General features: G+C 74.5%; 28 protein-coding genes and 1 riboswitch. Of the genes, 6 read left to right on the forward strand and 22 right to left on the reverse strand.

The window, feature by feature from the left end:
• Positions 1–79: 79 nt before the first annotated feature.
• The 10 genes from pheT to EDD33_RS10305 all read right to left on the reverse strand — a co-directional run bounded on the left by pheT (position 80) and on the right by EDD33_RS10305 (position 11,313).
• On the reverse strand, positions 80–2,575 hold the full coding sequence (gene pheT / locus EDD33_RS10260) for a phenylalanine--tRNA ligase subunit beta (RefSeq protein WP_123390620.1): 2,496 nt from the start codon (positions 2,573–2,575) through the stop codon (positions 80–82).
• Positions 2,572–3,675, reverse strand: coding sequence for a phenylalanine--tRNA ligase subunit alpha (gene pheS / locus EDD33_RS10265; RefSeq protein ID WP_123390621.1), 1,104 nt, complete (start codon positions 3,673–3,675; stop codon positions 2,572–2,574). Before pheS ends, pheT begins: the two co-directional genes overlap by 4 nt.
• 67 nt (positions 3,676–3,742) lie before the next feature.
• Positions 3,743–4,792 carry an ATP-binding protein gene (locus EDD33_RS10270; protein WP_123390623.1) on the reverse strand — a complete coding sequence of 350 codons (1,050 nt, stop codon included), beginning with the start codon at positions 4,790–4,792 and terminating at the stop codon, positions 3,743–3,745.
• Between the two features lie 10 nt (positions 4,793–4,802).
• A complete protein-coding gene (locus EDD33_RS10275) occupies positions 4,803–7,478 on the reverse strand; it encodes a DUF4153 domain-containing protein (RefSeq protein ID WP_123390625.1) in 2,676 nt (891 codons plus the stop codon).
• Positions 7,475–8,167, reverse strand: a complete 693-nt coding sequence (locus tag EDD33_RS10280; RefSeq protein WP_123390626.1) for a response regulator transcription factor — start codon at positions 8,165–8,167, stop codon at positions 7,475–7,477. Before EDD33_RS10280 ends, EDD33_RS10275 begins: the two co-directional genes overlap by 4 nt.
• Before the next feature lie 84 nt (positions 8,168–8,251).
• A complete protein-coding gene (locus EDD33_RS10285) occupies positions 8,252–9,076 on the reverse strand; it encodes a TrmH family RNA methyltransferase (RefSeq protein ID WP_123390628.1) in 825 nt (274 codons plus the stop codon).
• A 29-nt stretch (positions 9,077–9,105) separates the two neighbouring features.
• Complete coding sequence (gene rplT / locus EDD33_RS10290) at positions 9,106–9,489, reverse strand: 50S ribosomal protein L20 (RefSeq protein ID WP_123390630.1); 384 nt, start codon at positions 9,487–9,489, stop codon at positions 9,106–9,108.
• An 89-nt stretch (positions 9,490–9,578) separates the two neighbouring features.
• Complete coding sequence (rpmI, locus tag EDD33_RS10295; protein WP_056543250.1) at positions 9,579–9,773, reverse strand: 50S ribosomal protein L35; 195 nt, start codon at positions 9,771–9,773, stop codon at positions 9,579–9,581.
• Between the two features lie 53 nt (positions 9,774–9,826).
• The gene (gene infC, locus EDD33_RS10300; RefSeq protein ID WP_170169907.1) at positions 9,827–10,504 is read right to left on the reverse strand and encodes a translation initiation factor IF-3; all 678 of its coding nucleotides are present in this window, start codon (positions 10,502–10,504) and stop codon (positions 9,827–9,829) included.
• Between the two features lie 305 nt (positions 10,505–10,809).
• Entirely contained in the window at positions 10,810–11,313 is a 504-nt protein-coding gene (locus EDD33_RS10305) for an SseB family protein (protein ID WP_123390632.1), read from the reverse strand.
• Positions 11,314–11,360: 47 nt separating this feature from the next.
• Between EDD33_RS10305 and EDD33_RS19770 the strand changes: the two genes are divergently transcribed.
• Genes EDD33_RS19770 through EDD33_RS10320 form a run of 4 tightly spaced genes read left to right on the forward strand, consistent with a single transcriptional unit; the run spans position 11,361 to position 14,506 of the window.
• Positions 11,361–11,894: a hypothetical protein gene (locus tag EDD33_RS19770; RefSeq protein ID WP_148077049.1), complete on the forward strand. Its 534-nt coding sequence runs from the start codon at positions 11,361–11,363 to the stop codon at positions 11,892–11,894.
• A 2-nt stretch (positions 11,895–11,896) separates the two neighbouring features.
• A complete protein-coding gene (locus tag EDD33_RS10310) occupies positions 11,897–13,141 on the forward strand; it encodes an alanine racemase (protein ID WP_211332506.1) in 1,245 nt (414 codons plus the stop codon).
• Positions 13,138–13,749 carry a nucleoside/nucleotide kinase family protein gene (locus EDD33_RS10315; RefSeq protein WP_246003457.1) on the forward strand — a complete coding sequence of 204 codons (612 nt, stop codon included), beginning with the start codon at positions 13,138–13,140 and terminating at the stop codon, positions 13,747–13,749. Before EDD33_RS10310 ends, EDD33_RS10315 begins: the two co-directional genes overlap by 4 nt.
• The gene (locus tag EDD33_RS10320) at positions 13,742–14,506 is read left to right on the forward strand and encodes a GTPase domain-containing protein (RefSeq protein ID WP_123390634.1); all 765 of its coding nucleotides are present in this window, start codon (positions 13,742–13,744) and stop codon (positions 14,504–14,506) included. Before EDD33_RS10315 ends, EDD33_RS10320 begins: the two co-directional genes overlap by 8 nt.
• A gap of 11 nt (positions 14,507–14,517) precedes the next feature.
• Here EDD33_RS10320 and EDD33_RS10325 read toward each other — a convergent pair whose 3' ends face one another.
• The 12 genes from EDD33_RS10325 to ribD form a co-directional block, all read right to left on the reverse strand.
• Positions 14,518–15,471: a GNAT family N-acetyltransferase gene (locus EDD33_RS10325; protein WP_123390635.1), complete on the reverse strand. Its 954-nt coding sequence runs from the start codon at positions 15,469–15,471 to the stop codon at positions 14,518–14,520.
• 13 nt (positions 15,472–15,484) lie between these two features.
• Complete coding sequence (locus tag EDD33_RS10330; RefSeq protein ID WP_123390637.1) at positions 15,485–15,943, reverse strand: PH domain-containing protein; 459 nt, start codon at positions 15,941–15,943, stop codon at positions 15,485–15,487.
• Positions 15,927–16,802 (reverse strand): ATP phosphoribosyltransferase, encoded by an 876-nt coding sequence (gene hisG, locus EDD33_RS10335; protein WP_281274152.1) that lies wholly within the window; start codon positions 16,800–16,802, stop codon positions 15,927–15,929. The genes EDD33_RS10330 and hisG overlap by 17 nt, the downstream gene beginning before the upstream one ends.
• Entirely contained in the window at positions 16,799–17,062 is a 264-nt protein-coding gene (locus EDD33_RS10340) for a phosphoribosyl-ATP diphosphatase (RefSeq protein WP_123390638.1), read from the reverse strand. Before EDD33_RS10340 ends, hisG begins: the two co-directional genes overlap by 4 nt.
• A gap of 72 nt (positions 17,063–17,134) precedes the next feature.
• The gene (locus tag EDD33_RS10345) at positions 17,135–17,542 is read right to left on the reverse strand and encodes a hypothetical protein (RefSeq protein ID WP_123390640.1); all 408 of its coding nucleotides are present in this window, start codon (positions 17,540–17,542) and stop codon (positions 17,135–17,137) included.
• Positions 17,539–18,261, reverse strand: coding sequence for a WXG100 family type VII secretion target (locus EDD33_RS10350; RefSeq protein ID WP_123390642.1), 723 nt, complete (start codon positions 18,259–18,261; stop codon positions 17,539–17,541). The genes EDD33_RS10345 and EDD33_RS10350 overlap by 4 nt, the downstream gene beginning before the upstream one ends.
• Positions 18,258–18,848 (reverse strand): hypothetical protein, encoded by a 591-nt coding sequence (locus tag EDD33_RS10355; RefSeq protein ID WP_148077050.1) that lies wholly within the window; start codon positions 18,846–18,848, stop codon positions 18,258–18,260. The genes EDD33_RS10350 and EDD33_RS10355 overlap by 4 nt, the downstream gene beginning before the upstream one ends.
• 49 nt (positions 18,849–18,897) lie before the next feature.
• Positions 18,898–19,305, reverse strand: coding sequence for a hypothetical protein (locus tag EDD33_RS10360; protein WP_123390645.1), 408 nt, complete (start codon positions 19,303–19,305; stop codon positions 18,898–18,900).
• 63 nt (positions 19,306–19,368) lie between these two features.
• Positions 19,369–19,845, reverse strand: coding sequence for a 6,7-dimethyl-8-ribityllumazine synthase (gene ribH / locus EDD33_RS10365; RefSeq protein ID WP_123390647.1), 477 nt, complete (start codon positions 19,843–19,845; stop codon positions 19,369–19,371).
• The gene (locus EDD33_RS10370; RefSeq protein WP_123390649.1) at positions 19,842–21,104 is read right to left on the reverse strand and encodes a bifunctional 3,4-dihydroxy-2-butanone-4-phosphate synthase/GTP cyclohydrolase II; all 1,263 of its coding nucleotides are present in this window, start codon (positions 21,102–21,104) and stop codon (positions 19,842–19,844) included. The genes ribH and EDD33_RS10370 overlap by 4 nt, the downstream gene beginning before the upstream one ends.
• A gap of 11 nt (positions 21,105–21,115) precedes the next feature.
• Positions 21,116–21,703 (reverse strand): riboflavin synthase, encoded by a 588-nt coding sequence (locus tag EDD33_RS10375; protein WP_123390650.1) that lies wholly within the window; start codon positions 21,701–21,703, stop codon positions 21,116–21,118.
• Positions 21,704–22,732, reverse strand: a complete 1,029-nt coding sequence (gene ribD, locus EDD33_RS10380) for a bifunctional diaminohydroxyphosphoribosylaminopyrimidine deaminase/5-amino-6-(5-phosphoribosylamino)uracil reductase RibD (RefSeq protein ID WP_123393261.1) — start codon at positions 22,730–22,732, stop codon at positions 21,704–21,706.
• Between the two features lie 108 nt (positions 22,733–22,840).
• Positions 22,841–22,971, reverse strand: a riboswitch (FMN riboswitch).
• 250 nt (positions 22,972–23,221) lie between these two features.
• On the opposite strand from ribD, the gene EDD33_RS10385 reads away from it, so the two are divergent.
• Positions 23,222–23,857 carry a TetR family transcriptional regulator gene (locus tag EDD33_RS10385; RefSeq protein ID WP_170169782.1) on the forward strand — a complete coding sequence of 212 codons (636 nt, stop codon included), beginning with the start codon at positions 23,222–23,224 and terminating at the stop codon, positions 23,855–23,857.
• A gap of 10 nt (positions 23,858–23,867) precedes the next feature.
• A complete protein-coding gene (locus tag EDD33_RS10390; RefSeq protein ID WP_123390654.1) occupies positions 23,868–24,737 on the forward strand; it encodes an LLM class flavin-dependent oxidoreductase in 870 nt (289 codons plus the stop codon).
• The last annotated feature ends 3 nt before the right edge of the window (positions 24,738–24,740 follow it).

The following is a 24,740-nucleotide window of genomic DNA, read 5'->3' on the forward strand; positions in this document are numbered from 1 at the left end:
GGGTGCCCGGGGTGCCCGGGCGGTCACGACCGGGTGCGCAGCAGGGCGCAGGAGTGGTCGCGTCACCGTCCGGAGCGGGTCAGGCGCGCTGCTCGGCCCCGTGCCGCTGCGCCGCCAGGGCGACCGCCGCCTCGCGTGCGGCGGCGGTGTCCTGCTCGGTCAGGGTGCGGTCGGGTGACCGGAACCGCAGCGCGAAGGCCAGCGACTTGCGTCCCTCGGGCACGGGCGGGCCGGTCCACACGTCGAAGAGGCGCAGGCCCTCCAGCAGCGGACCCGCCCCCTCGCGCAGGGTGGCGGCCAGCTCGGCGGCGGGCAGGTCGGCGTCGACCACGAGCGCGACGTCCTCCTTGGCCACCGGGAAGGTGGAGAACTCCGGGGCCTGCGCCGGGACCGCGCGGGACAGCAGCGCGTCGAGGTCGAGCTCGGCGACGGCCGTGCGGGCCGGCACGCCGAGGTCGCGGCAGACCCGGGGGTGCAGCTCGCCCGCGTGACCCACCACGACGTCACCGCCGGCCGGGCCCGACGAGAGCACCAGCTCGGCACAGCGGCCGGGGTGCCAGGGCGCGAGCACCGCGCGGCGCACGGTGAGCTCGAGCCCGAGCGCCCGCGCCACGACGCGCGCGGTCTCGACGGCGTCGGCCCAGGTGGCGGTGCGGCCCTCGCCCCACCAGCCGGAGCGGTCGCGCTCGCCGGCCACGGCCAGCGCGAGGTGCAGCGGCTGCTCGGGAACGGCGGCGTTGAGCGCCTCCCACTCGGCCGCGTCGGGCCGGCGGTCGACGCCCAGGATCGGCGCGCCGTCCCCGCGGGGCCGGGTCACCGGGGCGACCTCGAACAGCGCCAGGTCGCCCGCGCCGCGACCGACGTTGCGGGCCACGGTGGCCAGCAGCCCCGGGAGCAGCGTGGTGGTCATCAGGGGTTCCTCGGCGCTGAGCGGGTTGGCCAGCCGCAGCGTCGTACGACGGGGGTCGTCGGCCGCCAGCCCGAGCCGGTCGAGGTCGGCCTCGCCGACGAACGGGAAGGTCAGCACCTCGACGTAGCCGTCGCCGGCCAGCGTGCGTCCGACCCGACGGCGCATCGTCTGCGCGGGGGTCAGCCCGCGACCCGACGGCGCGGGCGGCAGCACGCTCGGGACGTGCTCGTAGCCCACGACGCGCGCCACCTCCTCGACCAGGTCGAAGGGGTCGGCGAGGTCCGGGCGCCAGCTCGGCAGCTCCGCGGTCAGCGTGTCGGGACCCGCCTCGACCCGACAGCCCACGGCCTCGAGGTCGGCGACCACGGTGTGGGAGGCGATGTCCATGCCGGTGACGCGGGCGGGCAGGTCCAGCGCGATCGTGACCGTACGACGCTCCGGTGGCTCGCCCACCACGGTGACGCCCGGATCGACGGTGCCGCCGCCCAGCTCGGCCAGCAGCGTGACCACCCGGTCGGCGGCCGCCTCGCAGATCTCGGGGTCGACGCCGCGCTCGTTGCGGCGGCCGGCCTCGGAGGTGAGCTTGTGCCGGCGGCCCGTGCGGAACATCGACGGACCGTCCCAGTGGGCCGACTCGACGAGCACGCGGGTGGTGGTCGCGGACATCTCGGTGGTCTGGCCACCCATGACGCCGCCGAGCCCGATGATGCCGCTGTCGTCGGTGACGACGAGGTCCTCGGTCGAGAGCGCCCGGTCGGTGCCGTCGAGCGTCGTCAGCCGCTCGCCCGCGCGGGCACGACGCACCCCGACGGTGCCGGTGAGCTTGTCGGCGTCGTAGCCGTGGATCGGACGCCCCAGCTCGAACATCACGTAGTTGGTGACGTCGACGGCCAGCGAGATCGAGCGCTGACCCACCAGGGCCAGCCGGCGCGCCATCCAGTCCGGCGTGGGGGCGGTGGGGTCGAAGCCGGAGACGGTGCGGGCCACGAAGACCGGGCAGCCCTCCGGGTCCTCGATCGCGACCGCGGGACCGGCCCCGTCGGCCGGGGGCAGCTCGCGCTCGGCGGGGTCGTGGAAGGCGACACCGAGGCCGAGCGCGGCCTCGCGGGCCACGCCGCGCAGCGACAGCGCGTAGGCGCGGTCGGGGTTGACCTCGAGCTCGAGCACCTCGTCGCGCAGGTCGAGCAGCTCCACCACGTCGTCGCCGGGCTCCCCCGCGTCGGCGGGAAGCACCAGGATGCCGTCGTGATCCTCACCCAGGCCGAGCTCACGGGTGGAGCAGATCATCCCGGCCGAGACGTGTCCGTAGGTCGTGCGGGCGGCGATCTCGAACCCGCCGGGCAGCACGCCGCCCGGCAGCACCACGACGACGAGGTCGCCGACGCCGAAGTTGTGGGCGCCGCAGACGATGCCCTGCGGCTCGCCGGTGCCGTTGGCGTCGCCGACGTCGACGGAGCACCAGTTGATCGTCTTGCCGTTCTTCTGCGGCTCGGGCTCCATCGTGAGCACCCGGCCGACCACGAGCGGGCCGGTGAGGTCGTGGCCGGGACGCTCGATCGCCTCGAGCTTGAGCCCGAGGGCGGTCAGCCGGGCCGCCAGGTCGTCGGCGGTGACGTCGTCCGGCAGGGCGGCGTGCTCGCGGATCCAGGACAGCGGGGCCTTCACAGATCACTCCTGAACGCGGTGGAGAAGCGGACGTCGCCCTCGAACATGTCGCGCATGTCCGAGACGCCGTGGCGGAACATCAGCATCCGGTCGATGCCGAAGCCGAACGCGAAGCCGGTGTAGCGGTCGGGGTCGACGCCGCACGCGACCAGCACGCGCGGGTTGACCACGCCGCAGCCGCCGAGCTCGATCCAGCCCTCGCCCTTGCAGGTGCGGCAGTCCTCGACGGCCGGGGCGAGCCCCCGGCAGACGAAGCAGACCATGTCCATCTCGGCGGACGGCTCGGTGAAGGGGAAGTACGACGGCCGGAACCGCGTCCGGATGCCCTCGCCGAAGAGCACGCCGAGCATGTGGTCCAGCGAGCCCCGGAGGTGGGCCATGGTGATCCCGGAGTCGATGACCAGGCCCTCGACCTGGTGGAACATCGGGCTGTGCGTCGCGTCGTACTCGTCGGTGCGGAACACCCGACCGGGCGAGACGACGTAGATCGGGGGCGTGCGCGTCAGCATCGCGCGCGCCTGCACCGGGCTGGTCTGGGTGCGCAGCACGAGGTGGTGCTCGGCCGGCTCGGTCCAGAAGGTGTCCTGCATGGTGCGGGCCGGGTGGTCGGGGCCGAGGTTGAGGGCGTCGAAGTTCAGCCACTCGGCCTCCACCAGCGGCCCCTCGGCCACCTCCCAGCCCATCGCGACGAAGACGTCGGCGATCCGCTCGGACAGCATCGTGATCGGGTGGCGGGCGCCGGTCGGGCGGCGGTCCCAGGGCAGCGTGACGTCGACGGTCTCCTCGTCGAGCATCCGCGCCTCGGCCTCGACCTCGAGCTCGGCCTGGCGCGCGGCGAGCGCCTGCGTGACGGCGCCGCGGGCCTGGCCCACGCGGCGGCCCGCGTCCTTGCGGGCCTGCGGCGGCAGCGCGCCGATCTCGCGGTTGGCCAGCGCCAGCGGCGAGCGGTCACCGGCGTGCTCGGTGCGCACCCGCTTGAGGTCGGCCAGGTCGGTGGCGCCCGCGACCGCCTCGAGGGCGGCGACGCGCATCGCCTCGACGTGCTCCTCGTCGAGCGGGGTCACCTGGACCGGGTCGTACTCGGAGTTGGGGCCGGACATGGGTGCCTTTCGTCGAGCGTGCGCACCGGGTCGGGCGCGCAGGTGCGCGGGCCAGTCTAGGTGTGGCTCAGCGGCGGTCGGTGGAGGGCCAGCGGACGTCGACGCGGGCGCCGCCGGCGTCGCTGTCCCCGATCTCGACCTCGCCGCCGTGGACGCGGACGAGCCCGCCGACGATGTACATCCCCAGGCCGGTGCCGCCGCGGACGCCGTGCTTCCAGAACTTGGTGAACACCCGCGAGCGGATGGCCTCGGCGATGCCCTCGCCGTCGTCCTCCACGCGCAGCAGCACGCCGGCGAACGGCGTGCTGACCGGCTCGACGCTCACGCGGACGGTGCCCTCGCCGTGCCGCACGCCGTTGTCGACCAGGTTGGTCACCACCTGGGTGAGCTTGTCGGGGTCGGCGAAGACGACGGGCAGCTCCTCGGCGTACGACGCGACGACCTGGCGGTGGGTTCCCTGCGCCGCCGAGCGCACGCACCGCTCGACCGCGGCGCGGACGTCGACCTCGCGGGGGTAGAGCGGGAGCCGACCGGTGTCGATGCGGGCCACGTCGAGCAGCTCGGTGATCAGCCGCGAGAGCCGCTCGGCATCGGCGTGCACCGTGGTCAGCATCAGCCGCTTCTGGTCGTCGTTGAGCCGGTCCCACTTGTCGAGCAGCGTGGTGACGAAGCCCTTGACGCCGGTGAGCGGCGAGCGCAGCTCGTGGGCGACGGTGGCCACGAGGTCGGACCGGTCGCGGTCGAGCCGCGCCCGGCCGCGGCCCGAGCGGACCACCAGCGCCACGTGCTGCACGGGACCGAACCGGACCGGGCGGGTCATCCGTCCGGTGACCAGCACCTCGGTGCCGTCGCGGGTCAGCCAGCTCTGCTCGGTCAGGCCCACCCGGCTGCCGAGGCCGTCGTAGGGCTCGGTGCTGGTCCACCAGTCGACGCTCTCCTGGTCCTGCAGCGCCATCACCTCGCGCAGGTGGCTGCCGGTCACCGCGGTGGGGCCGAGCAGCCGGCGGGCAGCGGCGTTGACGACCGTCACCGTGCCGGCGGCGTCCGCGACCACCACGCCGTCGGGGAGCAGGTCGAGCAGCGCGTCGTGCGGGCCGTCGTGCTGGTCTGGGGGCACGCCGCCGACCCTAGGGGATGGAGGTGCTCCCGACCGGGCACGCGCCGACCGCGCGGCTGTCGAGGTCGAGGCGGGCCAGGTCGGCCCGCGCACGACCGAGGTTCCAGGCCGACCAGACGCTCACGTCGGCGGCGTCGTCCTCCCAGCGGGCGCCGGCGTCCGCGTCGCACCGCAGCAGCTCGGGGCGCCGGTCGAGCAGCACGGGCACGGCGTCGTCGCTGAGGCCGAGCAGGTAGCGGTCGTCGACCTTGCCGGTCGCGTCGTACCGGTCGAGGTTGGTGCGCGCCACCACGGCGTCGGGGTTGGCCACGGCGAGCCCGAGCAGGAGCGCGGCCCCGGTCAGCACCGCGGCCCGCGGCAGCCAGGCCCCGCGCAGCCGCAGCCCGGCCACCAGCACCCCGAGGACCACCAGGCCCAGCCACACCTCGAACACGACGACCACCAGCCGCAGCCGGGTCAGGCCGTAGGCGTCGGTGTAGAGCGACATCCGCTGCAGCGCGCTGGCCACCACGACCAGGGTGAGCACGCACAGCGCGCCGGTCGAGGCCCGCAGCCAGGTCCGGTCGGCACGGTCGAGCAGCGGCGCCTTGCGGGCGGCCAGCGCGACCACGACGAGGGTCAGCGCGGTCGCGACGGTGAGCTGGGCGAAGCCCTGGTGGACGTACTCGGCGTAGGTCAGGCCGGTGGTGCGCTGCACGAAGTCGTGGCCCCCGAGGACGGCCGCCGCCTGGGCGGCCAGGAAGGCGAGGAAGACGGCGTCGACGAGCAGCACCGGGGCCAGCCACTCCCAGCGTCGGGCCACCGGCCGCCGGTGGGCGGGTCCGACCGGCTCGACGCGCGGCGGGTTGAGGCCGAGGTACGCCGCGGCGAGCACGATGCCGGCGACGGCCACGCCGGTGAAGATCCGCAGCACCAGGTTGCCGCCCAGGTCGGGCACCAGCGCGTCGAACCACGACGAGAAGACCGCGTCGGCGCTGGCGAACAGCAGGCCGAAGACGAGCACCCCGGCGAGGGAGAGCACCGCGGTGCGGGCCAGCGCGAGCCCCTGCCCGGCGCCCGACAGCGTCCGGACGCACCGGCCCAGCCACGGCAGCCCGCGCAGCCCGGCGAGCGGCCACGCGACCACGCCCAGCAGCAGCCCCCGCACGCTGCGGGCGTCGACGCACGCGGCCGTCACGAGCACCACCGCGACCAGCAGCCCCAGCGTGCCGACCCACAGCGCGTCGCGCACCACGAGCACGAGGGCGAAGCCCACACACAGCAGCGCGCAGCCCCACCGGAAGGCGTCCCGGCCGGGCGGCGCGACCCGCAGCACGAGCAGGCCGGAGGCGAGCAGCACCAGGGTGGCGCCGATGCCGACCGCGGCCAACGGCATCGAGACGGCGGCGAGCAGGCCCACGCCGAGCCCGGCGAGCAGGACGCCGGACCGGCCGGGGACACCGCGGTCGCGCCACAGCTCGCCGAAGACCTCGTCGGCGACGGAGCCACCCGAGCCGCCGCCCGGGCCGCCGCCCGGGACAGCGGGGGCCGGGGCGCCGACGACCGGGGCTCCGGCGACGGGCCCCGGGGGGCGGGGGGCGGGCGGGTGCGGCACGGGCGCCGAGGGCGTGGGGGCGGGCATGACGGAGGTCCTCTCGACGGGGCGGCGGGGCGCAGGGAGATCGGTGGGCAGGTCGACCCGGAAGCGGGCACCGACGGGGTCGGGGGGTCCCGACGGGCCCGACCCGACCGACCCGCCCGGCTCGGGGTCGACCACGGCGATCCGGCCGCCGTGCAGGTCGGTCACCCAGCGCGCGATCGCGAGCCCGAGGCCGGTGCCGCCGGTGGCGTCGCCCGCGACGGTGCCGAAGCGCTCGAAGACGCGGTCGCGGTCCTGGGCGGCGATGCCGGGGCCCCGGTCGGAGACCTCGAGGCGTACGCCGCCCGGCCGCGCCGTCGCGTGCACCCGCACCGCTCCCCCGGCCGGCGAGTGCCGGGCGGCGTTGTCGAGCAGGTTGGTCAGCAGCTGGTGCAGCCGACGCGGGTCGACGTGGGCGGTGAGGTCGGGGGGCTCGACGACGACGTCGAACCGGACGCCGCGGGACGCGGCCAGCGACGCGGTGCCGGCGCCTGCGACCGCCTCGTCGAGCAGGGGTCGCCAGGCCAGCGTCTCGCGGCGCAGGGGCGCGACGCCCGCGTCGACCCGCGACAGGTCGAGCAGGTCGGTGACGAGGTCGGAGAGCCGCTCGGCCTGGCGCAGCGCGCCGCGGACGGTCCGCGGGTCGGGATCGACCACCCCGTCGGCGAGGTTCTCCAGGACCGCGACGAGCGCGGTGAGCGGCGTGCGCAGCTCGTGGGAGACGCTGGCCACCAGGTCGCGACGCTGCCGGTCGAGGGTGGCGAGGTCGCCGGCCATCGCGTCGAAGGCACGGGCCAGGCGGCCGACCTCGTCGGTCGCGGTGGAGCCGACCCGCGCGGTGTAGTCGCCCGCGGCCATCCGGCCGGCCGCCTCGGTCATGGCCCGCAGCGGCGAGGTCATCCCGGCCGCCAGCAGCTGGCTGACCCCGAGGGCGAGCGCCACGGTCACCGGGATCGACAGCCACGCCGGCACGGAGCCGGCACCCAGGGTGGCGAGCACGGCCGCCACCAGGACGCTGCCGACCACCACCAGGCCCAGCTTGAGCTTGATCGAGCCCCCGCGGCTCATCGGGGCTCCAGGGCGTAGCCCACGCCGTGGACGGTCCGCACGCGCTCGGCGCCGACCTTGGCCCGCAGCGAGCGGACGTGGCTGTCCACCGTGCGGGTGGCGCCGGCGCCCCCCTCCCAGCCCCAGACGCCGGCCAGCAGGCGTTCGCGGGTCAGCACGTGGCCGGGCGCGGCGGCCAGCGCCTGCAGCAGGTCGAACTCGGTCGGGGTCAGGTGGACCTCGTGGCCCTCGACCTGCACGCGGCGCGACGCCGGGTCCAGCCGCAGCCCGCCGACGACCAGGGTGTCGCTCGGCGTGGACGCGATCTCGGCGGCGCGCTCGACCCGGCGCAGCAGCGCGGCCACCCGGGCCACCAGCTCGCGCATCCGGAACGGCTTGGTCAGGTAGTCGTCGGCGCCGACCCCGAGCCCGACCAGCACGTCGGCCTCGTCGTCGCGGGCGGTCAGCATCAGGACCGGGACCGGGGTGGTGGCCTGGATCCGCCGGCACACCTCCAGCCCGTCGAAGCCGGGGAGCATCACGTCGAGCACGACCAGGTCGGGCCGGTGCTCCGCGTGCGCGGCGACGGCACCCGGCCCGTCGTACGCCGCGACGACCTGGTGTCCCTCGGCCCGCAGCCGCTGGCACACCGACTCGTTGATGAGCGGCTCGTCCTCGACGACGAGAACGGTGGCGGGGCGGCTGCTCATGGGGCGAGCGTAGGAGCGTGGGGCCGCGGATCGGGTGTGGCCGGTGTGCAGGTCCTGTGCAGGTGCGGGGGCGGGTCCGGTCGCTCAGGCGCGACGGGCGCTGGCGTAGAGGCACACGGCGGCGGCGGTGGCGAGGTTGAGGCTCTCGGCGCGACCCAGGATCGGGATCGCGACCCGGTGGTCGGCCAGCGCGGCCAGGTCGTCGGGCAGCCCCCACGCCTCGTTGCCGAGCAGCCAGGCGACGGGGTGGTCGAGCAGGCCGGCGTCCTCGGCGTCGAAGAGGTCGGTCTCGCCGCCGCCGTCGGCGGCCAGCACCAGCCGCCCGGAGGCCTGCAGGCGTGCCACGGCGGCCGCGGGGTCGGGCTCGAGCGCCAGCGGCAGGTGCCACAGCGAGCCGACGGTGGCCCGCACGGTCTTGTCGTTGTAGGGGTCGACGCTCGACCCGGCGAGCACCACGCCGGTGGCCCCGGCGGCGTCGGCGGTGCGGACCACCGTGCCGGCGTTGCCCGGGTCGCGCACGTCGGCGCAGAGCACCACGGTGCCGCTGGTGGCGACGACCTCGTCGAGCCCGACGTCGAGCACGCGGCACACCGCGACCACGCCCTGGGGGCTGACGGCGCCGCTCAGCGAGGCGACCGCGTCCTCGTCGGCCTGCAGCCACCGCACGCCGGCCGCCTCGGCGACCGAGCGCAGCGGCGCCAGCGCCTCCGACACGGCCGGGGTGGCGAACACCTCGGCCACGCCGCCGGGGCCACGGGGGTCACGCTGCAGCGCCTCGGTCAGCGCCTTCTCGCCCTCGGCGAGGAAGAGCCCGTGCTCGGCCCGGGACGCACGACGGGCGAGCTTCCGGGCCGCCTTGACGCGTCCACTGCTGCGTGCCAGTGCACGGTCGGGCTGGAAGCTCGCCACGTCGGGGTGCTGCGGTGGGGCGGGGACGCTCAGGCCGAGGCCGGGGCGTTGACGTCCTCGGGGAGGGCGGCCTTGGCGGTCGCGACGAGGGCGGCGAAGGCCGGCGCGTCGTTGACGGCCAGGTCGGCCAGGATCTTGCGGTCCACCTCGACCTCAGCGGCCTTGAGGCCCTGGATGAAGCGGTTGTAGGTCATGCCCTGGGCGCGCGCCGCAGCGTTGATCCGCTGGATCCACAGCTTGCGGAAGTCGCCCTTCTTCTTGCGGCGGTCGTTGTAGCTGTAGACCAGGGAGTGGGTGACCTGCTCCTTGGCCTTGCGGTAGAGGCGCGAGCGCTGCCCGCGGTAGCCCGAGGCCCGCTCGAGAGTGACCCGACGCTTCTTCTGGGCGTTGACCGCCCGCTTGACGCGTGCCATGTGTGTTGCTCCTTCGGTGGATCGTGGTGCGTCGTCGTACGACGCGTGGGTGCGGCGGTGGGACCGTCACCCGGGGATGGTCGGACGAGTCAGAGACCGAGCAGCTTCTTGGCCGTCTTGACGTCGGCCTTGGCCACCTCGGTGGTGCCCGACAGACGACGGGTCTTCTTGGAGGCCTTCTTCTCCAGGTTGTGGCGCAGGCCCGCCTTCTCGCGGCGGATCTTGCCCGTCCCGGTGACGCGGAAGCGCTTGGAGGCACCGGAGTGCGTCTTGTTCTTCGGCATGTCTCTTCCTTCTCTCGTGCTGGGGGTGGAGCGTGGGGGTGGAGCGGCGGTGCTCAGGCCTCGATCTCGGGGTCGAGGTTCTCCGAACGACCACGCGCCTTCTTGGGTCCCGGCGCGGCGCGACCTGCGCTCCGCTCGGCGTGCTCCTCGGCCCGCTCGGCCTCGAGCGCGGCGGCGCGCTCGACCTTCTCGGCCTTGACCTCGGCCTTGGCCTCGGACTTCTTCTTGTGGGGCCCGATGACCATGGTCATGTTGCGGCCGTCCTGCTTGGGCGAGGACTCCACGAACCCGAGGTCGGTGACGTCCTCGGCCAGCTTCTGCAGCAGCCGGAACCCGAGCTCGGGGCGGTGCTGCTCGCGACCGCGGAACATGATCGTGATCTTGACCTTGTCGCCCTGGCGGAGGAACCGCACGACGTGACCCTTCTTGGTCTCGTAGTCGTGCGAGTCGATCTTCGGCCGGAGCTTCATCTCCTTGATCACGGTGTTGGTCTGGTTGCGGCGGGCTTCACGGGCCTTCTGGGCGTTCTCGTACTTGAACTTGCCGTAGTCCATGAGCTTGCAGACCGGGGGTCGGCCCATCGGCGCGATCTCGACCAGGTCGAGGTCGGCCTCCTGGGCCAGCCGCAGGGCGTCGCCGGTGGAGACGATGCCCACGGTCTCGCCGTTGGGTCCCACGAGCCGGACCTCGGGTACGCGGATCCGGTCGTTGATGCGCAGCTCGGTGCTGATAGGTCCTCCTGGGGACGGTCTGGTGGTGTGACCCGAGGAGAACGCGCTGGCCGGGCGAAAACTGCCCGGGACGACGAGAGGCTCCCGCGTGACACGCGGAAGCCTCGGACGGGAACGGCCAGGACCCGTGCCGTCGACCGACGGATGGGCCCTGCTCGTGACCGGGACCCGACGACCTGGTGGAGCTGGGGTGGTGCACGGTCGGTGCGGGTGGGAGGAGGCCTCCGCTTGTCGGACCACGCCTCACAGCAGGCAGACGTGATCGGTCGGAAACGAGGATACCGTCCCGGCGCCCCAGATGCACATCAGGCCGTGCCGGCCCAGCCCCAGCCACCGTCGGCGAGCCGCAGCAGCCGCTCACCAGCGGCCAGCCGGGCCAGGTCGTCGCCCTCCACGGCGAACAGCACGGGGCCCGCCACGTCGACCAGCAGGGCGGCGGCGCCGTCCTGGACGGCGGACGCGGCGGCGTCGGCCAGGCTCACCGGCACCGGTCGGGCCGCGGGGTCCCACCGCGCCATCGGGGCGCTGCCGGTGAAGGCCAGCAGCGCGGTGCGGCCGTCGCGCCCGGTCATCAGCACCGCGGCCATGTCGCTGCTCTTGTCGTGGGCCAGTCCCCGGTCGTCGTGCTCGACCTCGCCGAGCACGGCCACGACGGGCACCAGCACCCGGGAGTCCTGGAGGGCGGCGGTGGCGGCCAGCGCGCGGGTGCGGTCGCCGGGCGCCGCGTCGTACGACGTGAGGGCGGCCGCCACCTCGACGTCGACCGCACCGTCGTCGCCCGCGAAGCCGGGATCGGGGATCTCTCGCACGCCTGGATCCTCCCAGCCCTCCCGGCCCGGCTCGTAGGCTGGGCCCCATGGACCCCGCCGGCACCCTCGACTCCACGACCTGGGCCGCCCTCGCGCTGACGCTGACGGTCCTCGGCGCGGTGCTGTCGTGGGTGGCCTGGCGCCGTCGCGGCGCGGCCGCGGGGCTGCGCGGGCTGGCCTGGACGCTGCTGCCGGTCGCCGCCTGGCTGACCGGGACGCTGCGGCTGGCCGTGGCGATCGTCGAGGACGTCACCCGGTGGGCCACCCGGCTCGTGCTCTCCCCCACCGTCTGGACCGGCATCGTCGTGGCCGGCGTCGCGGTGCTGCTCTTCGTGGTCTCGGGCGCGATGCGCTCGCGCGGCGTCGGGACCCGCGACCGCGGCGTCGGGACCCGCGACCGACGGGCCGTCGGAGCGACCGAGCCGGCGCCGACCACCGTGTACCCGCCGGCGGCGACGCCCGCGAGGGCCTCGAAGGCCTCGAAGGCCCCGAAGGCCCCGAGGCGTGGGACGGCCAGGCACGAGAGCGACCTCGACGACATGGACGACATCGAGGCGATCCTGAAGAAGCACGGCATCTGAGCGTGGCCCCGGCCGACGCGACCCGTGCGGCACGGGCCCGGCTGGGCCGACGGCTCGACCGGGCCCTCGACGGTCTCGACGACCCGCGCTCGCCGCTCGTGGTGGTCGACCTCGACGCCCTCGAGGCCAACGCCGACGACCTGGTGCACCGCGCCGACGGCACGCCGCTGCGGGTGGCCTCCAAGAGCGTCCGCGTGCCCGCGCTGCTCACTCGCGTGCTGGCCCGGCCGGGCTTCGCCGGGGTGATGGCCTACACGTTGCGCGAGGCGCTGTGGCTGGTGGGCGAGGGCGTCACCGACGACGTGCTGCTCGCCTACCCCACCGTCGACCGTGGCGCGCTGGCACGGCTGGTCGCCGACGAGCGCGCCCGGGCGTCGATCACGCTCGTGGTCGACGACCGCGCCCACCTCGACCTGCTGCGGGCCGCGGGTGCCGCCGCCGACCGGCCGGTGCGGGTGGCGCTCGACGTCGACGCGGCCTACCACCCGCCCCGGCTGGACCGGGTGCACCCGGTGCACCTGGGGCCGCGCCGCTCGCCGCTGCGCGAGGTCGCCGACGTGGTCGCGCTGGCCCACGAGGCGGTCGGGCGTGGGCTCACCGTCGTCGGGGCGATGACCTACGAGGGCCAGGTGGCGGGGCTTCCCGACGACGTGCCCGGTCAGCGGCTCCGCTCGGCCGTCGTACGCCGGGTCAAGCGGGTCTCGCTCGACCAGCTCGCCTCCCGCCGTGCCGCCCTCGCCGACGCGCTGCGGGAGGCCGTCGGCGGACCGCTCGAGCTGTGGAACGCCGGCGGCTCCGGCGACGTGGCGGAGGCGGCCGCCGACCCGGTCGTCACCGAGGTGGCCGCGGGCTCCGGGCTGCTGGTGCCGGGCCTGTTCGACCACTACCGGTCCTTCGAGCCCCGCCCGGCGGCGTTCTTCGCCGTCCCCGTCGTACGCCGCCCCGCCCCCGGGACCGTCACCGTGGCCGGCGGCGGCTTCGTCGCCAGCGGGGCCACCGGACGCGACCGCGCCCCCCTGCCCTGGGCACCCCCCGGGCTGGCGCTGAGCGCCGCCGAGGGCGCCGGCGAGGTGCAGACCCCGCTGACCGGTCCCGCGGCCGACGCGCTGCGGATCGGCGACCGGGTGTGGTTCCGGCACGCCAAGTCCGGGGAGCTGATGGAGCACACCGACGTCGTCCACCTGGTGCGCGGCGAGGTGGTCGAGGAGTCGGCGCCGTCCTACCGCGGGCTCGGGCTGGCCTGGTGACGGGTCCGGCGGGCGGTGCCGTGACGGGCGCCGCCGTCCCCCGGGTGCTGGTGGCGCTCGCCGAGCGCGACCCGACCCTGGGCCCCGGTCGGCTGCTGTGCGTCGACGGGCCCGCCGGGTCGGGCAAGACCACGCTGGCGACGGCGGTGGCGGCCGCGACGCCGGGAGCCGCGGTCGTGCACCTCGACGACCTGCTGGAGGGCTGGGACGGGCTGGCCCGCGTCGCCGACCACCTCGAGGCGCTGCTGCGCCCGATGGCCGACGGCGGGGCGGGCCGGCACCGGCGCTGGGACTGGCACGCCGACCGCTGGGGCGGGACGGTCGAGGTGCCCCCGTCGCCGCTGCTGGTCGTCGAGGGCGTCGGCAGCGGAGCCCCGCGCTGCGCGGACCTGACGACCCTGCTGGTGTGGGTCGAGGCGCCGCACGACCTGCGGCTGCGCCGTGGCCTGGACCGCGACGGCGACGCCTTCGCCCCGCACTGGGAGCGCTGGGCCCGCCAGGAGGCAACGCTGTTCGCGCGCGACCGCACCCGGGAGCGGGCCGACCTCCGGGTCGACGGGCGGGACGGCAGCGTGCCGGCCGACTCCCTAGGCTGGCCCGATGGCTGAGCGACGACCCCGCGGCGTGCGCGCCCTCCCCCACGCCCTGTCCCGCGGCCGCGAGCGGGTCACGGGCGTGCTCAAGCGCCGCTTCCCCACGGTCGCGGTCACCGGCATGACCGGCGTCGGCAAGACCGAGCTGGTCGACACCCTGACCGGCCACTCGGGGCCGCGCACGCCCGAGGCGCTGGCCGAGTCGGGGTCGGCGGTGATGGAGCACCGGGTGCGCCGCGGTCGTCGGCTCACCGGGTTCCGGTTCCGCGTCGTCCCGGGCGAGAACGCCGCGACCCGGCTCGGCGCCCTCGACGAGGTCTTCCACGACGAGCCGGTCGACGGGGTGCTGCACGTGGTGGCGCACGGTCACGCCACGGGGCGGCGTACGGCCGGGACCACCGGCGCGGCCACCGTGCACCGCGACGAGCAGCTCGCCCGCGAGCTGGAGGACTGGACCGTCACCGCGCACCGGATCGCGTCCATGGCCGTACGCCGCGACCGGCCGACCTGGCTGGTGGTCGTGGTGACCAAGGTCGACCTGTTCCACGACGACGTCGAGGAGGTCGTGCGGTCCTACTCGCCGGGCAGCGGCACCCCGTTCGGTGACCGGCTCGACGAGCTGCGGGCCCTGGCCGGCGCGGCCCGGCTCTCGATCGACGTGCTGCCGGTGTGCAGCCACCTCGAGAAGGGGTCACCGGTCTCGGCCAAGCAGCGCGACACCTACCTGCGCACCCTCGAGGCGCGGATGGCGCAGCTCTCCGGCCACGTCTGAGCCGCGGCGCCTCAGGGGCGTCGGTAGGTCGTCCAGCGCCGGCGTACCTCGAACCCGACGGCCTCGTAGACGCCCAGCGCCCCGGTGGGGTTCTGGCTGTCGACGTCGAGCCCGACCGTCGCCACGCCGTCCTCGCGGTGGCGGCGCAGCGCCGTGAGCAGCATCGCCGCGGCCAGCCCGCGGCGACGGTGGTCGGGCAGCGTGCCGACCTTGGCGACGTAGGTCTCCCGCCGCCCGGTGAGCTCGGCCACCGCGTCCCACTCGTTGGTCTGGAGGTACGCCGCGACCGCGCCGGACGCGTCGCGCACCAGAACGCTGAGGCCGGGGCGGTGCGACCGGCTGCCGCTGACCCACTGCGCCCACATCGGGGCGCTCCACGGTGACGAGCCGGGGTGGCCGACGAAGGCGACGTTGTGCGCCGCCCGCAGCTCCTCGGGGTCGACGCCCTCCCAGCTGGAGACGGTGTAGCCCTCGGGCAGCACCGGCTCGGCCGGTTCGGCGTCCAGCTCGGCGCGCATCAGGAACTCGTAGCGGTCGGGGACGAACCCCGAGGCGCCGACCAGCTCGGCGAACCCGGGCTGGTCCGAGGGCGCGGTCGCGCTCAGCACGGGCTCGAACGAGCCCCGCTCGGCGACGTGGTCCTCGGCCCGTCGGACCAACTGCGCGAAGAGACGACCGCCGATGCCCTGCCGCCGGTGGTCGGGGTGGACGCCGCCGTCGACCGAGACCAGCAGCTGGTAGCCCGTGGGCGCGCGGGGCAGCAGCCGCGACATCGCGACCAGCTCCCCGGCCCGCTCGACCAGCAGCCAGTCCTCGGGCCCGGTCATCGGGTTCGCGAGCTCCTCCAGGACGTCCTCGACCGAGTAGTGCTCCTCGGTCCGGTCCGCGGCCTCGAGCGCGACCAGCAGGCGCTGCACCGCGGGGGCGTCGTCGACGGTCATCGGCCGGGTCGTCAGGTCGTCCACCCGGCGACCCTACTCAGGCGGCGGGGGTGTGCTCGTCGACGCAGGCGCGGATCTCCCGCACCGCCCGGCGGGCGCGGTCGCCGTCGCTCCCCTGGACGCCGATCATCGAGACCGTCTCGCCGTCGGAGAGGTCGAGGGTGCCCCACGGGGCGCCCCGCCCGAGCTGGACGGCGAGGATCTGCGACCACTCGTAGCGCCGGGTGCGGTAGCCGTTGACCACGGTCAGCCCGACGTCGGTCGCGACGACCCGCGAGCGGATCAGCGCGTGGTAGCAGGCGAAGAGCATCAGCCCGAGGATCACCAGCGTGATCCGCTGGAGCACCGAGAAGGTGGCCCGGACCTCCTCGCCCAACGCGAACCAGGTCACCGCCAGCACGACGAGCAGCAGCCCGCCGAAGACGTAGACCGCCACCCGGGCGCCGAGCGGGCGCCAGGTGTGCGGGAGGGCGGGGGCCCTAGAGCCGGCAGGCATGGATGTCGGTCAGCAGGATCGCCCGGGCCCCGATGGCCCAGAGCTCGTCCATCAGCAGCTGCGCCCCGTCGCGCGGCACCATGGCCCGCACGGCGACCCAGTCCTCGCGGTGGAGCGGCGAGATCGTCGGCCCCTCCAGCCCGGGGGTGAGCGCGACCGCGTCCTGCAGGTGCTCGCGGTCGATGTCGTAGTCCATCATCACGTAGCCGCGGGCCACCAGGACGCCGTCGAGGCGACGCGTGAACACCTCGAAGCCGGCCGGCAGCGACGGCTTGCCGGCCTGGGTGATCATCACCGCCTCGGACTCCAGGATCACCTCGCCGAAGACCTCGAGCCCGGCGGCACGCAGCGTGCTCCCGGTCTCCACGACGTCGGCGATGACGTCGGCGACGCCGAGCTGGATGCTGGTCTCGACGGCCCCGTCGAGGCGGATCACCTCGGCCTCGAGCCCGTGGGCCTCGAGGTGGCGGCGTACCACCCCGACGTAGGACGTGGCGATGCGCTTCCCGCCGAGGTCCTGCACCGAGGTCAGCGTGCCCGGACGGGCGGCGAACCGGAAGCGGGAGCGGCCGAACCCGAGCTCGCGCACCTCGTCGGCGTCGGCCCCCGAGTCGAGCAGGAGGTCGCGGCCGGTGATGCCGACGTCGAGGGTGCCCTCGCCGACGTAGAGCGCGATGTCGCGCGGCCGGAGGTAGAAGAACTCGACGTTGTTCTCGGCGTCCAGGACGGTCAGCTGCTTGGTGTCGCTGCGCTGGCGGTAGCCCGCCTCGCGCAGCATCTCGGTCGCCGACTGCGACAGCGAGCCCTTGTTGGGGATGGCGATCCGCAGCGGCGGCGTGCCGTTCGTGGGGGCGCTCACAGGTGGGCGTAGACGTCGTCGAGGGTGAGCCCGCTCGCGAGCATCAGCACCTGGGCGTGGTAGAGCAGCTGGCTCAGCTCCTCGGCGGTCCGCTCGGGGCCCTCGTGCTCGGCCGCCATCCACGACTCCGCCGCCTCCTCCACCAGCTTCTTGCCGATGGTGTGGACCCCGGCGTCGAGGGCGGCGACGGTGCCGGACCCCTCGGGTCGCTGGGCTGCCTTGTCACTGAGCTCGGTCCAGAGCTCCTCGAACGTCTTCATCACGCTCCAGCCTACGAGGTCGCGGCGCGGCCCCCCTCCCCGCCTCGTCGACCGGCGACCCGGGGCGGCGGCTCAGCGCTGCCGACGAGCGAGCCGGTCGTCCATCTCCTGGGCGAAGACCGGGTCCTGCGCCCGGGCCGTGGCGACGCCGCGGTCCACGTCCTTCACGATCTCGGCGCGGACCTGGACCGCGCTCCAGTGGGTGTCCTGACCGGTCATGACGCGGTGCCAGTCCGTCTGCCGCGCGTCGAGGCGACGCCGCAGCTCGGCCCGGGCCTTGCCGTTCTCCCCGTCGCGGTCGGCGCGGGCCGCCTCCTCCTCGGCCTCCTTGTTCTCGCGCCGCACCTGGTCGCGCAGCTGGGCGAGCTGCTCCCGCTCCGCGGCGGCACGCGTGCGCAGCTGCTCGACCTGCTCGCGCGAGTCGGCCACGAGCGCGCGCAGCCGCTCCAGCTCCTGACGGCTCGTCTCCCTGCTGCTCATCCGGCACCTGCTTCCGCGACCTCGTCGACCTGCTGGGCGTTGCTGTACTCGGTGGCGCCGGCGGCGAAGCTGAAGGAGAGGTGGAGCGCCTTGAGCATCGAGGACAGCAGCGCCGCGGCCCGCAGCAGGTTCGGGATCAGCTTCTGCAGGTCCTGCACGTAGTCGATGGCCTTCATCAGCAGGGTGGCCACGCGGCGGATGGTGGCCCCGCCGGTCACGACCTCCTTGAGCAGCTTGGTGACCCCGAAGGAGAGGACGATCTCGTCGACCAGGCTGAGCGTCTCCGCGATCAGCTCGCAGGTGACCCGGGTCGCCTCGAGCATGCTCTGCAGCTGCTGCGCCATCAGGACGCACGCCTCGCCCTGGACCCCGTGCGCCTCCGCGACGGCGGCCAGGTTGGCGCAGCAGGCCTCCGCGGCGTCACCCGTCCAGCCCCCGGGGATCTGCTGCACCATCTGCTCGTAGTTGGCCGCGATGTCCTCCAGTGCCCGCCCGGTGGTGGCCCACGAGGCCGCCATCGAGTCGACCGTGCCGAAGCCGCCGGCGATGGGGTCGAAGATCGACCCGATCAGGTCGAAGCCGACCTTGCGCGCCACCCAGTCGATGGCCCCGATGACGATGCCGCACTTGTCGCGGAGCGACTCGATCAGCTCACCCTCGGCGCCGCTCATCTCGGCGGCGTACAGGTCGGGCGAACGGTGGGTCAGGGTGATGGTCACGACGCGTTCTCCTCGAGGAAGTCGCCGATGTCGTCGCGGGTGTCCTGGGCCTCGCCGAGGTCGTTGCCGGACTCGACGACGTTGAGGCCCTGGTCCACGACGTCGAGGGGGGAGAGCGGGCTCCCGTTGTCGGGGATGCCGGGCAGACCTGTGGAGGGGTCGCGCGGGAGCGGGATGCCGTCGCCGTCCAGCAGCCCGGTGCCGAAGACGCCCGAGACCCCCGAGCTGGTCGCACCGTACGGCGCCGGCATGGTCGGTGTGTCCCCGCCGCCGAGGTCCTGGGTGGCCGGCCCGACCTGGGCCCCGAGGGTGTGGAGCGAGCCGTGCACCCGCGAGTCCACCGTGGAGTAGTCGCCGCGCGTCGCGGCCATCGCCTGCGCCCGGGCGGTGGCGGCCTCCACGGAGTCGTCGAGGCTCTGCCTCATCGTCGCCAGCGCCTCGCCGTAGGACCCGGCGAAGAGCGACAGGAAGCCGCTGAAGGCATCCAGGTGGCTGCAGTTGCCGTCGACGAACGAGCCGATGCTCCCCAGCTCCTGCGCCTGCAGGTCGATCGCGTTCTGGACGTTCGCCAGTCCGGCGTCGTCCACGTCGAAGTGGTCCCCCACCAAGTCCCCCCGTGTCGTGAGCCGCTGCGGCTCAGCCGTTGACCGCGCCGTTGACCCAGAACGGTCCCGCGAAGCCGACGAGCGTGCAGACCAGCGCCAGGCTGATCAGGCCCCAGCCCCCCGTGCGCTGCTCCCCGCCACGCAGCACGTGGTTCACGCGCTGGAGCCGCTTGCGGAAGCCGAGCGTGAACAGCACCGCCCCGACCACGGTCAGCGGCACGCCCCAGCCCATCTCGCCCCAGGCGTCACCCAGGCTGAGCAGGTAGATCTGGAACGGCACGAAGCCGTAGAACAGGACGAAGAACGGGGCCACCCGGATGAGCAGCTGCCACCGCTCGGCCCGGGCGGCCGCGACCGCACCGGCCCGTCGCCTCTCGGCTGCGTCGTCGCCGTCCGCTCCGCGGGTCGGTCCGACCTCCGCCTGCGTTCCCTCGGTCATGCGACCAGGGTAGGAGAACCGCACCCCTCGGGTGCCCGTTTCCGCCTTGGCGGCGGGTTCCCGTCAGCCGGCCAGGGAGCGCAGCGTGCGGGCGGTGTGCAGCGCAGCAGCGGTGGCCTCGTAGCCCTTGTCCTCGGCGCTGCCCTCCAGGCCCGCGCGGTCGAGGGCCTGCTGCTCGGTGTCGCAGGTCAGCAGGCCGAAGCCGACGGGGACACCGGTGTCCAGCGCCACGCGGTTGAGCCCGTCGGTCGCGGCGGTGCAGACGAAGTCGAAGTGGGGGGTGCCGCCACGGATCACCACGCCGAGGGCGACCACCGCGTCGTAGCCTCCCGCCGCCAGCGCCTGGGCGACCACCGGGAGCTCGAAGGAGCCGGGCACGTGCACGAGGCGGTAGTCGGTGACGGCGTAGGCCACCAGGGCACGCTCCGCCCCGGCGACGAGCCCGCCCATGACCTGGTCGTGCCAGCTGCTCGCCACCACTGCGACGCGGAGGTCGCTGCAGTCGACGGGCTGGTCGGTGGGGCTGCCGTGTCCGCTCACAGGTGCGCTCCTTCGTCGGTGGGGGTGGGGCCGAGGTCGAGGCCGTCGAGCTGGTGGCCCATCCGGTCGCGCTTGGTCATCAGGTAGGCCAGGTTGTGGTCGTTGGGGTGGGGCGTGAGCGCCACCCGCTCGGCGACGTGCACGCCGTACGACTCCAGGCCCGAGGTCTTGTCCGGGTTGTTGGTCAGCAGCCGCACCTCGCTGACCCCGAGGTCGCGCAGGATCTGGGTCGCCGCGCCGTAGTGGCGGGCGTCGGCCGGCAGCCCGAGGTCGAGGTTGGCGTCGACGGTGTCCCGGCCGCCATCCTGCAGCTGGTAGGCCTGCAGCTTGGCCAGCAGGCCGATCCCCCGTCCCTCGTGGCCGCGGAGGTAGACGACCACGCCCCGGCCCTCGGCGACGATCTTGTCCATCGCCTCGGCCAGCTGCGGACCGCAGTCGCAGCGCTCGGAGCCGAAGACGTCGCCGGTCAGGCACTCGCTGTGCACGCGGGTCAGCACCGGCCCGTCCCCCAGGGACGCGGGGTCGCCGTGCACCAGCGCGACGTGCTCGCTCCCGTCGACGGTGATCCGGTAGCCGTAGGCGGTGAAGTCGCCGTGGCTGGTGGGCAGCCGGGTGACCGCCTCGCGGACCACGTGCGTCTCCGTGCGACGCCGGTGGTGGACCATCTGCTCGATCGAGATCATCTTCAGGCCGTGCTCGTCGCAGAACTCGCGGATCTCGGGGGCGCGCTTCATGGTGCCGTCGTCGTTGACGATCTCGACCAGCACGCCGGCCGGCGTCAGGCCGGCCATCCGCGCGAGGTCGACCGCGGCCTCGGTGTGACCGCGGCGGTTCAGCACCCCGCCCTCGCGGTAGCGCAGCGGGAACACGTGGCCCGGGCGGGTCAGCTCCCACGGCTCGGTCGCGGAGTCGGCCAGCACCCGCGCGGTGTGCGCCCGGTCGGCGGCCGAGATGCCGGTCGAGACGCCGTCGCGGGCGTCCACGCTGATCGTGTACGCCGTGCGCAGCTTGTCCTTGTTGTGCGGCGTCATCAGCGGGATCTCGAGCCGGTCGAGCATCTCGGCCGGCATCGGCACGCAGATCACCCCGCTGGAGTGACGGATGGTGAAGGCCATCAGCTCGGGCGTCGCCTTGGACGCGGCGAAGATGATGTCGCCCTCGTTCTCGCGGTCCTCGTCGTCGACGACCACGACCGCCTTGCCCGCGGCGATGTCGGCGATCGCCTCCTCGATGCTGTCGAGCCTGATCTTGTTGCCCACAGGCGTGTCGCTCACTGCTTCACCATCTTCTCGACGTACTTCGCGATCACGTCCACCTCGAGGTTGACGGTCTCGCCGGGCTGCCGCGCACCGAGGGTGGTGCGGGCGAGGGTCTCGGGGATCAGGCTCACGGTGAAGGACTCCGCGCGGACCTCGACCACGGTCAACGAGATGCCGTCGACGGTGATGGAGCCCTTGGGCACGAGGTAGCGCTCGAGGTCGGCGGGGAGCGAGACCTCCACGACCTCCCAGTGCTCGCTCGGAGTGCGGGACACGATCGTCCCGGTGCCGTCCACGTGGCCCTGCACGATGTGGCCGCCGAGCCGCGTGGCCGGGGTGACCGCGCGCTCCAGGTTGACGCGGGCACCCGGCTCGAGGGCCCCGAGCGAGGTCTTGTCCAGGGTCTCGCGCATCACGTCGGCGGTGAACGCGCCGTCCTGGTTGCTCACCACCGTCAGGCAGCAGCCGTTGACCGAGATGGAGTCCCCCAGCCCCGCGTCGTCGGTGACGACGGGTCCGTGGACGGTCAGGCGCACGGCGTCGCCCTGGTCCTCCAGGGCGACGACGGAGCCGAGCTCCTCGACGATGCCGGTGAACATCTAGTCCCTCTTCTCGGTAGGTCCGCCGCGGTGGGCGGGAGTCAGGGTGAGCCGTACGTCGGTCTGCTCGCCCGAGCCGAGGACGGTCACGTCCTCGACCCGCAGGTGCAACGCATCGCCGATCGTGGTGATGCCCAGGTCGCCCACCGCGCTGCGGCCGGCCCCCAGGAAGGTCGGCGCGACGTAGGCCACCACCTCGTCGACCAGCCCCGCGGCGAGGAACGCCGCCGCCAGGGTCGGACCGCCCTCGAGGAAGACGTGACGCCGGTCGCGGGCGTGGAGCTCCGCCAGCGCCTCCCGGGGGTCACGGGTGCGCAGCAGCACCGTCTCGGCCGCGCCGTCGAGCACCGTCGCACCCGCAGCGACGTCGCGCAGGCCCATGACGGCGCGCAGCGGCTGGTGGGCCAGCGCCTCGTCGTACTCGTCGCGGACGGTCAGCCGCGGGTCGTCCACCTCGATGGTTCCCGTCCCGACGAGCACCACGTCGCAGCGCGACCGCAGCCGGTGGGTGTCCACGCGCGACGCCCTCGAGGTGATCCATCGCGAGGTGCCGTCGGCCGCGGCGCTCCGGCCGTCGAGCGTGGTGGCGAGCTTCCAGGTGACGAACGGCCGGCGGTGCTCCAGCGCGAAGGTCCACGCCCGGTTGACCGCCCGCGCCTCGCGTTCCAGCAGCCCGAGGTCGACCTCGATCCCCGCGTCGCGCAGCCGGCGCTCCCCGCCCGCCGCGACCGGGTTCGGGTCGGGCTGGGCGAACACGACCCGGCACACCCCGGCCGCGATCAGCGCCTCGGTGCACGGGCCGGTACGGCCGGTGTGGTTGCACGGCTCCAGGGTCACGACCGCGGTCGTCCCGGCCGCGGCGGCGCCGGCCTCGGTCAGCGCCGCGGCCTCGGCGTGCGGGGTGCCCGCACCACGGTGGTGGCCCTCGGCCACGACCTGACCCTCGTCGTCGAGGAGCACGCACCCGACGCGTGGGTTGGGCCCGAGCGGCACGCCCGGCGACTGCGCGAGGTCGAGCGCACGGCGCATCGCGCGCTGCTCGGCGCCGGCCTGCTGCTCGGATCTCACGACGGGGGTCCTCCGGGGTCGTGCCCGCGGCCGTGGGGAATCCCGGCACCGCACCCCGACGGGGCGGCGCCGCGTGCTGCTTCTCATCCGGACTGTGACCGTCGGTCCAGGAGTTCCACCTGGTCAACCGGCCGCTGGAGACGACCGGGTCGCGGACTTTCACCGCCGGTGCGGATTTCCACCGCCCCCAGAGCACGCGAGCTGGTATCGCTCGACCGCAAGCCTGCCACAGGCCGTGCCGCGGTTCGTCGTGAGCCTCACCACCCCGCTCACCGGCCGACCCTCCAAGGGGTCCGTTCCGTTGTCGGAACGACCGTTCCGACAAGGATGCTTGCTGGAACGATCGTCCCACCAACGCAATCGACGGCCGGCGAGCTCCCGTCCTGGGTCGCTGCGCCGGCGTCCAGGTGCCGCGGAGAGCTGTCGGTGGTGCGCGGCATCATCGAGCCCGTGCCACACCTCATCGACGGCGACGAACGCGCCGCCGTGCTCGCCGCCGCGTGCGACCGGATCCTGGAGCAGCAGGGCCCGGCCGGGCTCACCGTGCGGGCGATCTCGCGGGCCAGCGGCATCAGCACGTCGTCGATCACGCACCACCTGCAGGACCGAGAGCGACTGGTCCGCGTCTGCGCCCACGTCTCGGCCACGGCACGCACGACGGTGCTGACGGCTGCGGTCATCGAGCACGGTCCGCTGGGCGTGCTGCCTCGCGACCACCACGACCTCCCGGCCACCCGCACCTGGCTGGGCTGGCTGGAGGTGGGACGGACCGATCCCTCCGTCGGTCGGTGGTTGCAGGGTCCGCGGCGGCAGCAGCTGGCCGTGCTCGCGCGGTCGCTCGACCACCGGGTTCCGCCCAGCTCGCTGGTCGGGCTGGAGGCCCTCGTCGAGGGGCTGCGGGTCTCGCTGTGCCTGCCCGGCAGCACGCTCGACGTGGACGCGGCGCAGGCGTGCCTCGCCGATCGTCTCCTCGAGCTGACCGGCTCCGTCGTCGAGCCGGGGCGGCCGTGGGTGGCCCGGGAGGACTGGGCGTTCCCCTACGTGCCCGGGGAGCGACGGGTGTCGCCGTACTTCGTGGACTCCTAGGCTCAGCCCCATGCGATTCGGGCTGACGATCCTGCCGGACCTCCCGTGGGCGGAGGCAGCGCCGCGGTGGCGGGCCGCCGAGGAGCTGGGGTTCGACCACGCCTGGACCTACGACCACCTGGTGTGGGGCGGGCTGCCGGAGTCGCCGTGGTTCGGGACCACCCCCACGCTGACGGCCGCCGCACTGGTGACCAGCCGGATCGGGCTGGGGACGTTCGTGGCCTCGCCCAACTTCCGGCACCCCGTCGCGCTGCACCGCGACGTGCAGTCGCTGGACGACGTCTCGGGGGGTCGCTTCCTGCTGGGCGTCGGCACCGGGGGCGACCTGGACTCGCGGATCCTGGGCGCCGAGGACCTGAGCGTGCGGGAGCGCGTCGACCGGTTCCAGGAGTTCACCGACCTGCTGGTGCGGCTGCGCAGCGAGGACCACGTCGACGCCGACGGCCGCTGGTTCAGCGCGCGCGACGCGCGCACGTTGCCGCCGCTGCGTCACGTGCCGCTCCTGGTGGCCGCCAACGGACCCCGGTCGCTGCGGTACGCCGCGCGCACCGGCGACGGCTGGATCACCACCGGAGGTCGGGCCCAGACGCTGGACGAGTGGTTCGACGGCCTGGCCGCGGCCCGTGCGACGCTCGAGGCCGAGCTCGAGCGGGTGGGGCGGGACCCGCGCCACGGGGCGGCGTACCCGCGCTACCTCAACCTGGACTCCTCGCCCCGGTTCTCGCTGGAGAGCGCGGAGCTGTTCGAGGAGATGACCGGTCGCGCGGCGGAGCTCGGGTTCACCGACGTGATCACGCACTGGCCGCGGGCGCAGGCGCCGTACGCAGGCCGGGAGGCCACCCTGGAGCAGGTGGCCTCCCGGCTCGCCGGACTGCGGTGACTC

It is taken from the genome of Nocardioides aurantiacus (assembly GCF_003752505.1).
Classification (GTDB): Bacteria; Actinomycetota; Actinomycetes; order Propionibacteriales; family Nocardioidaceae; genus Marmoricola; species Marmoricola aurantiacus.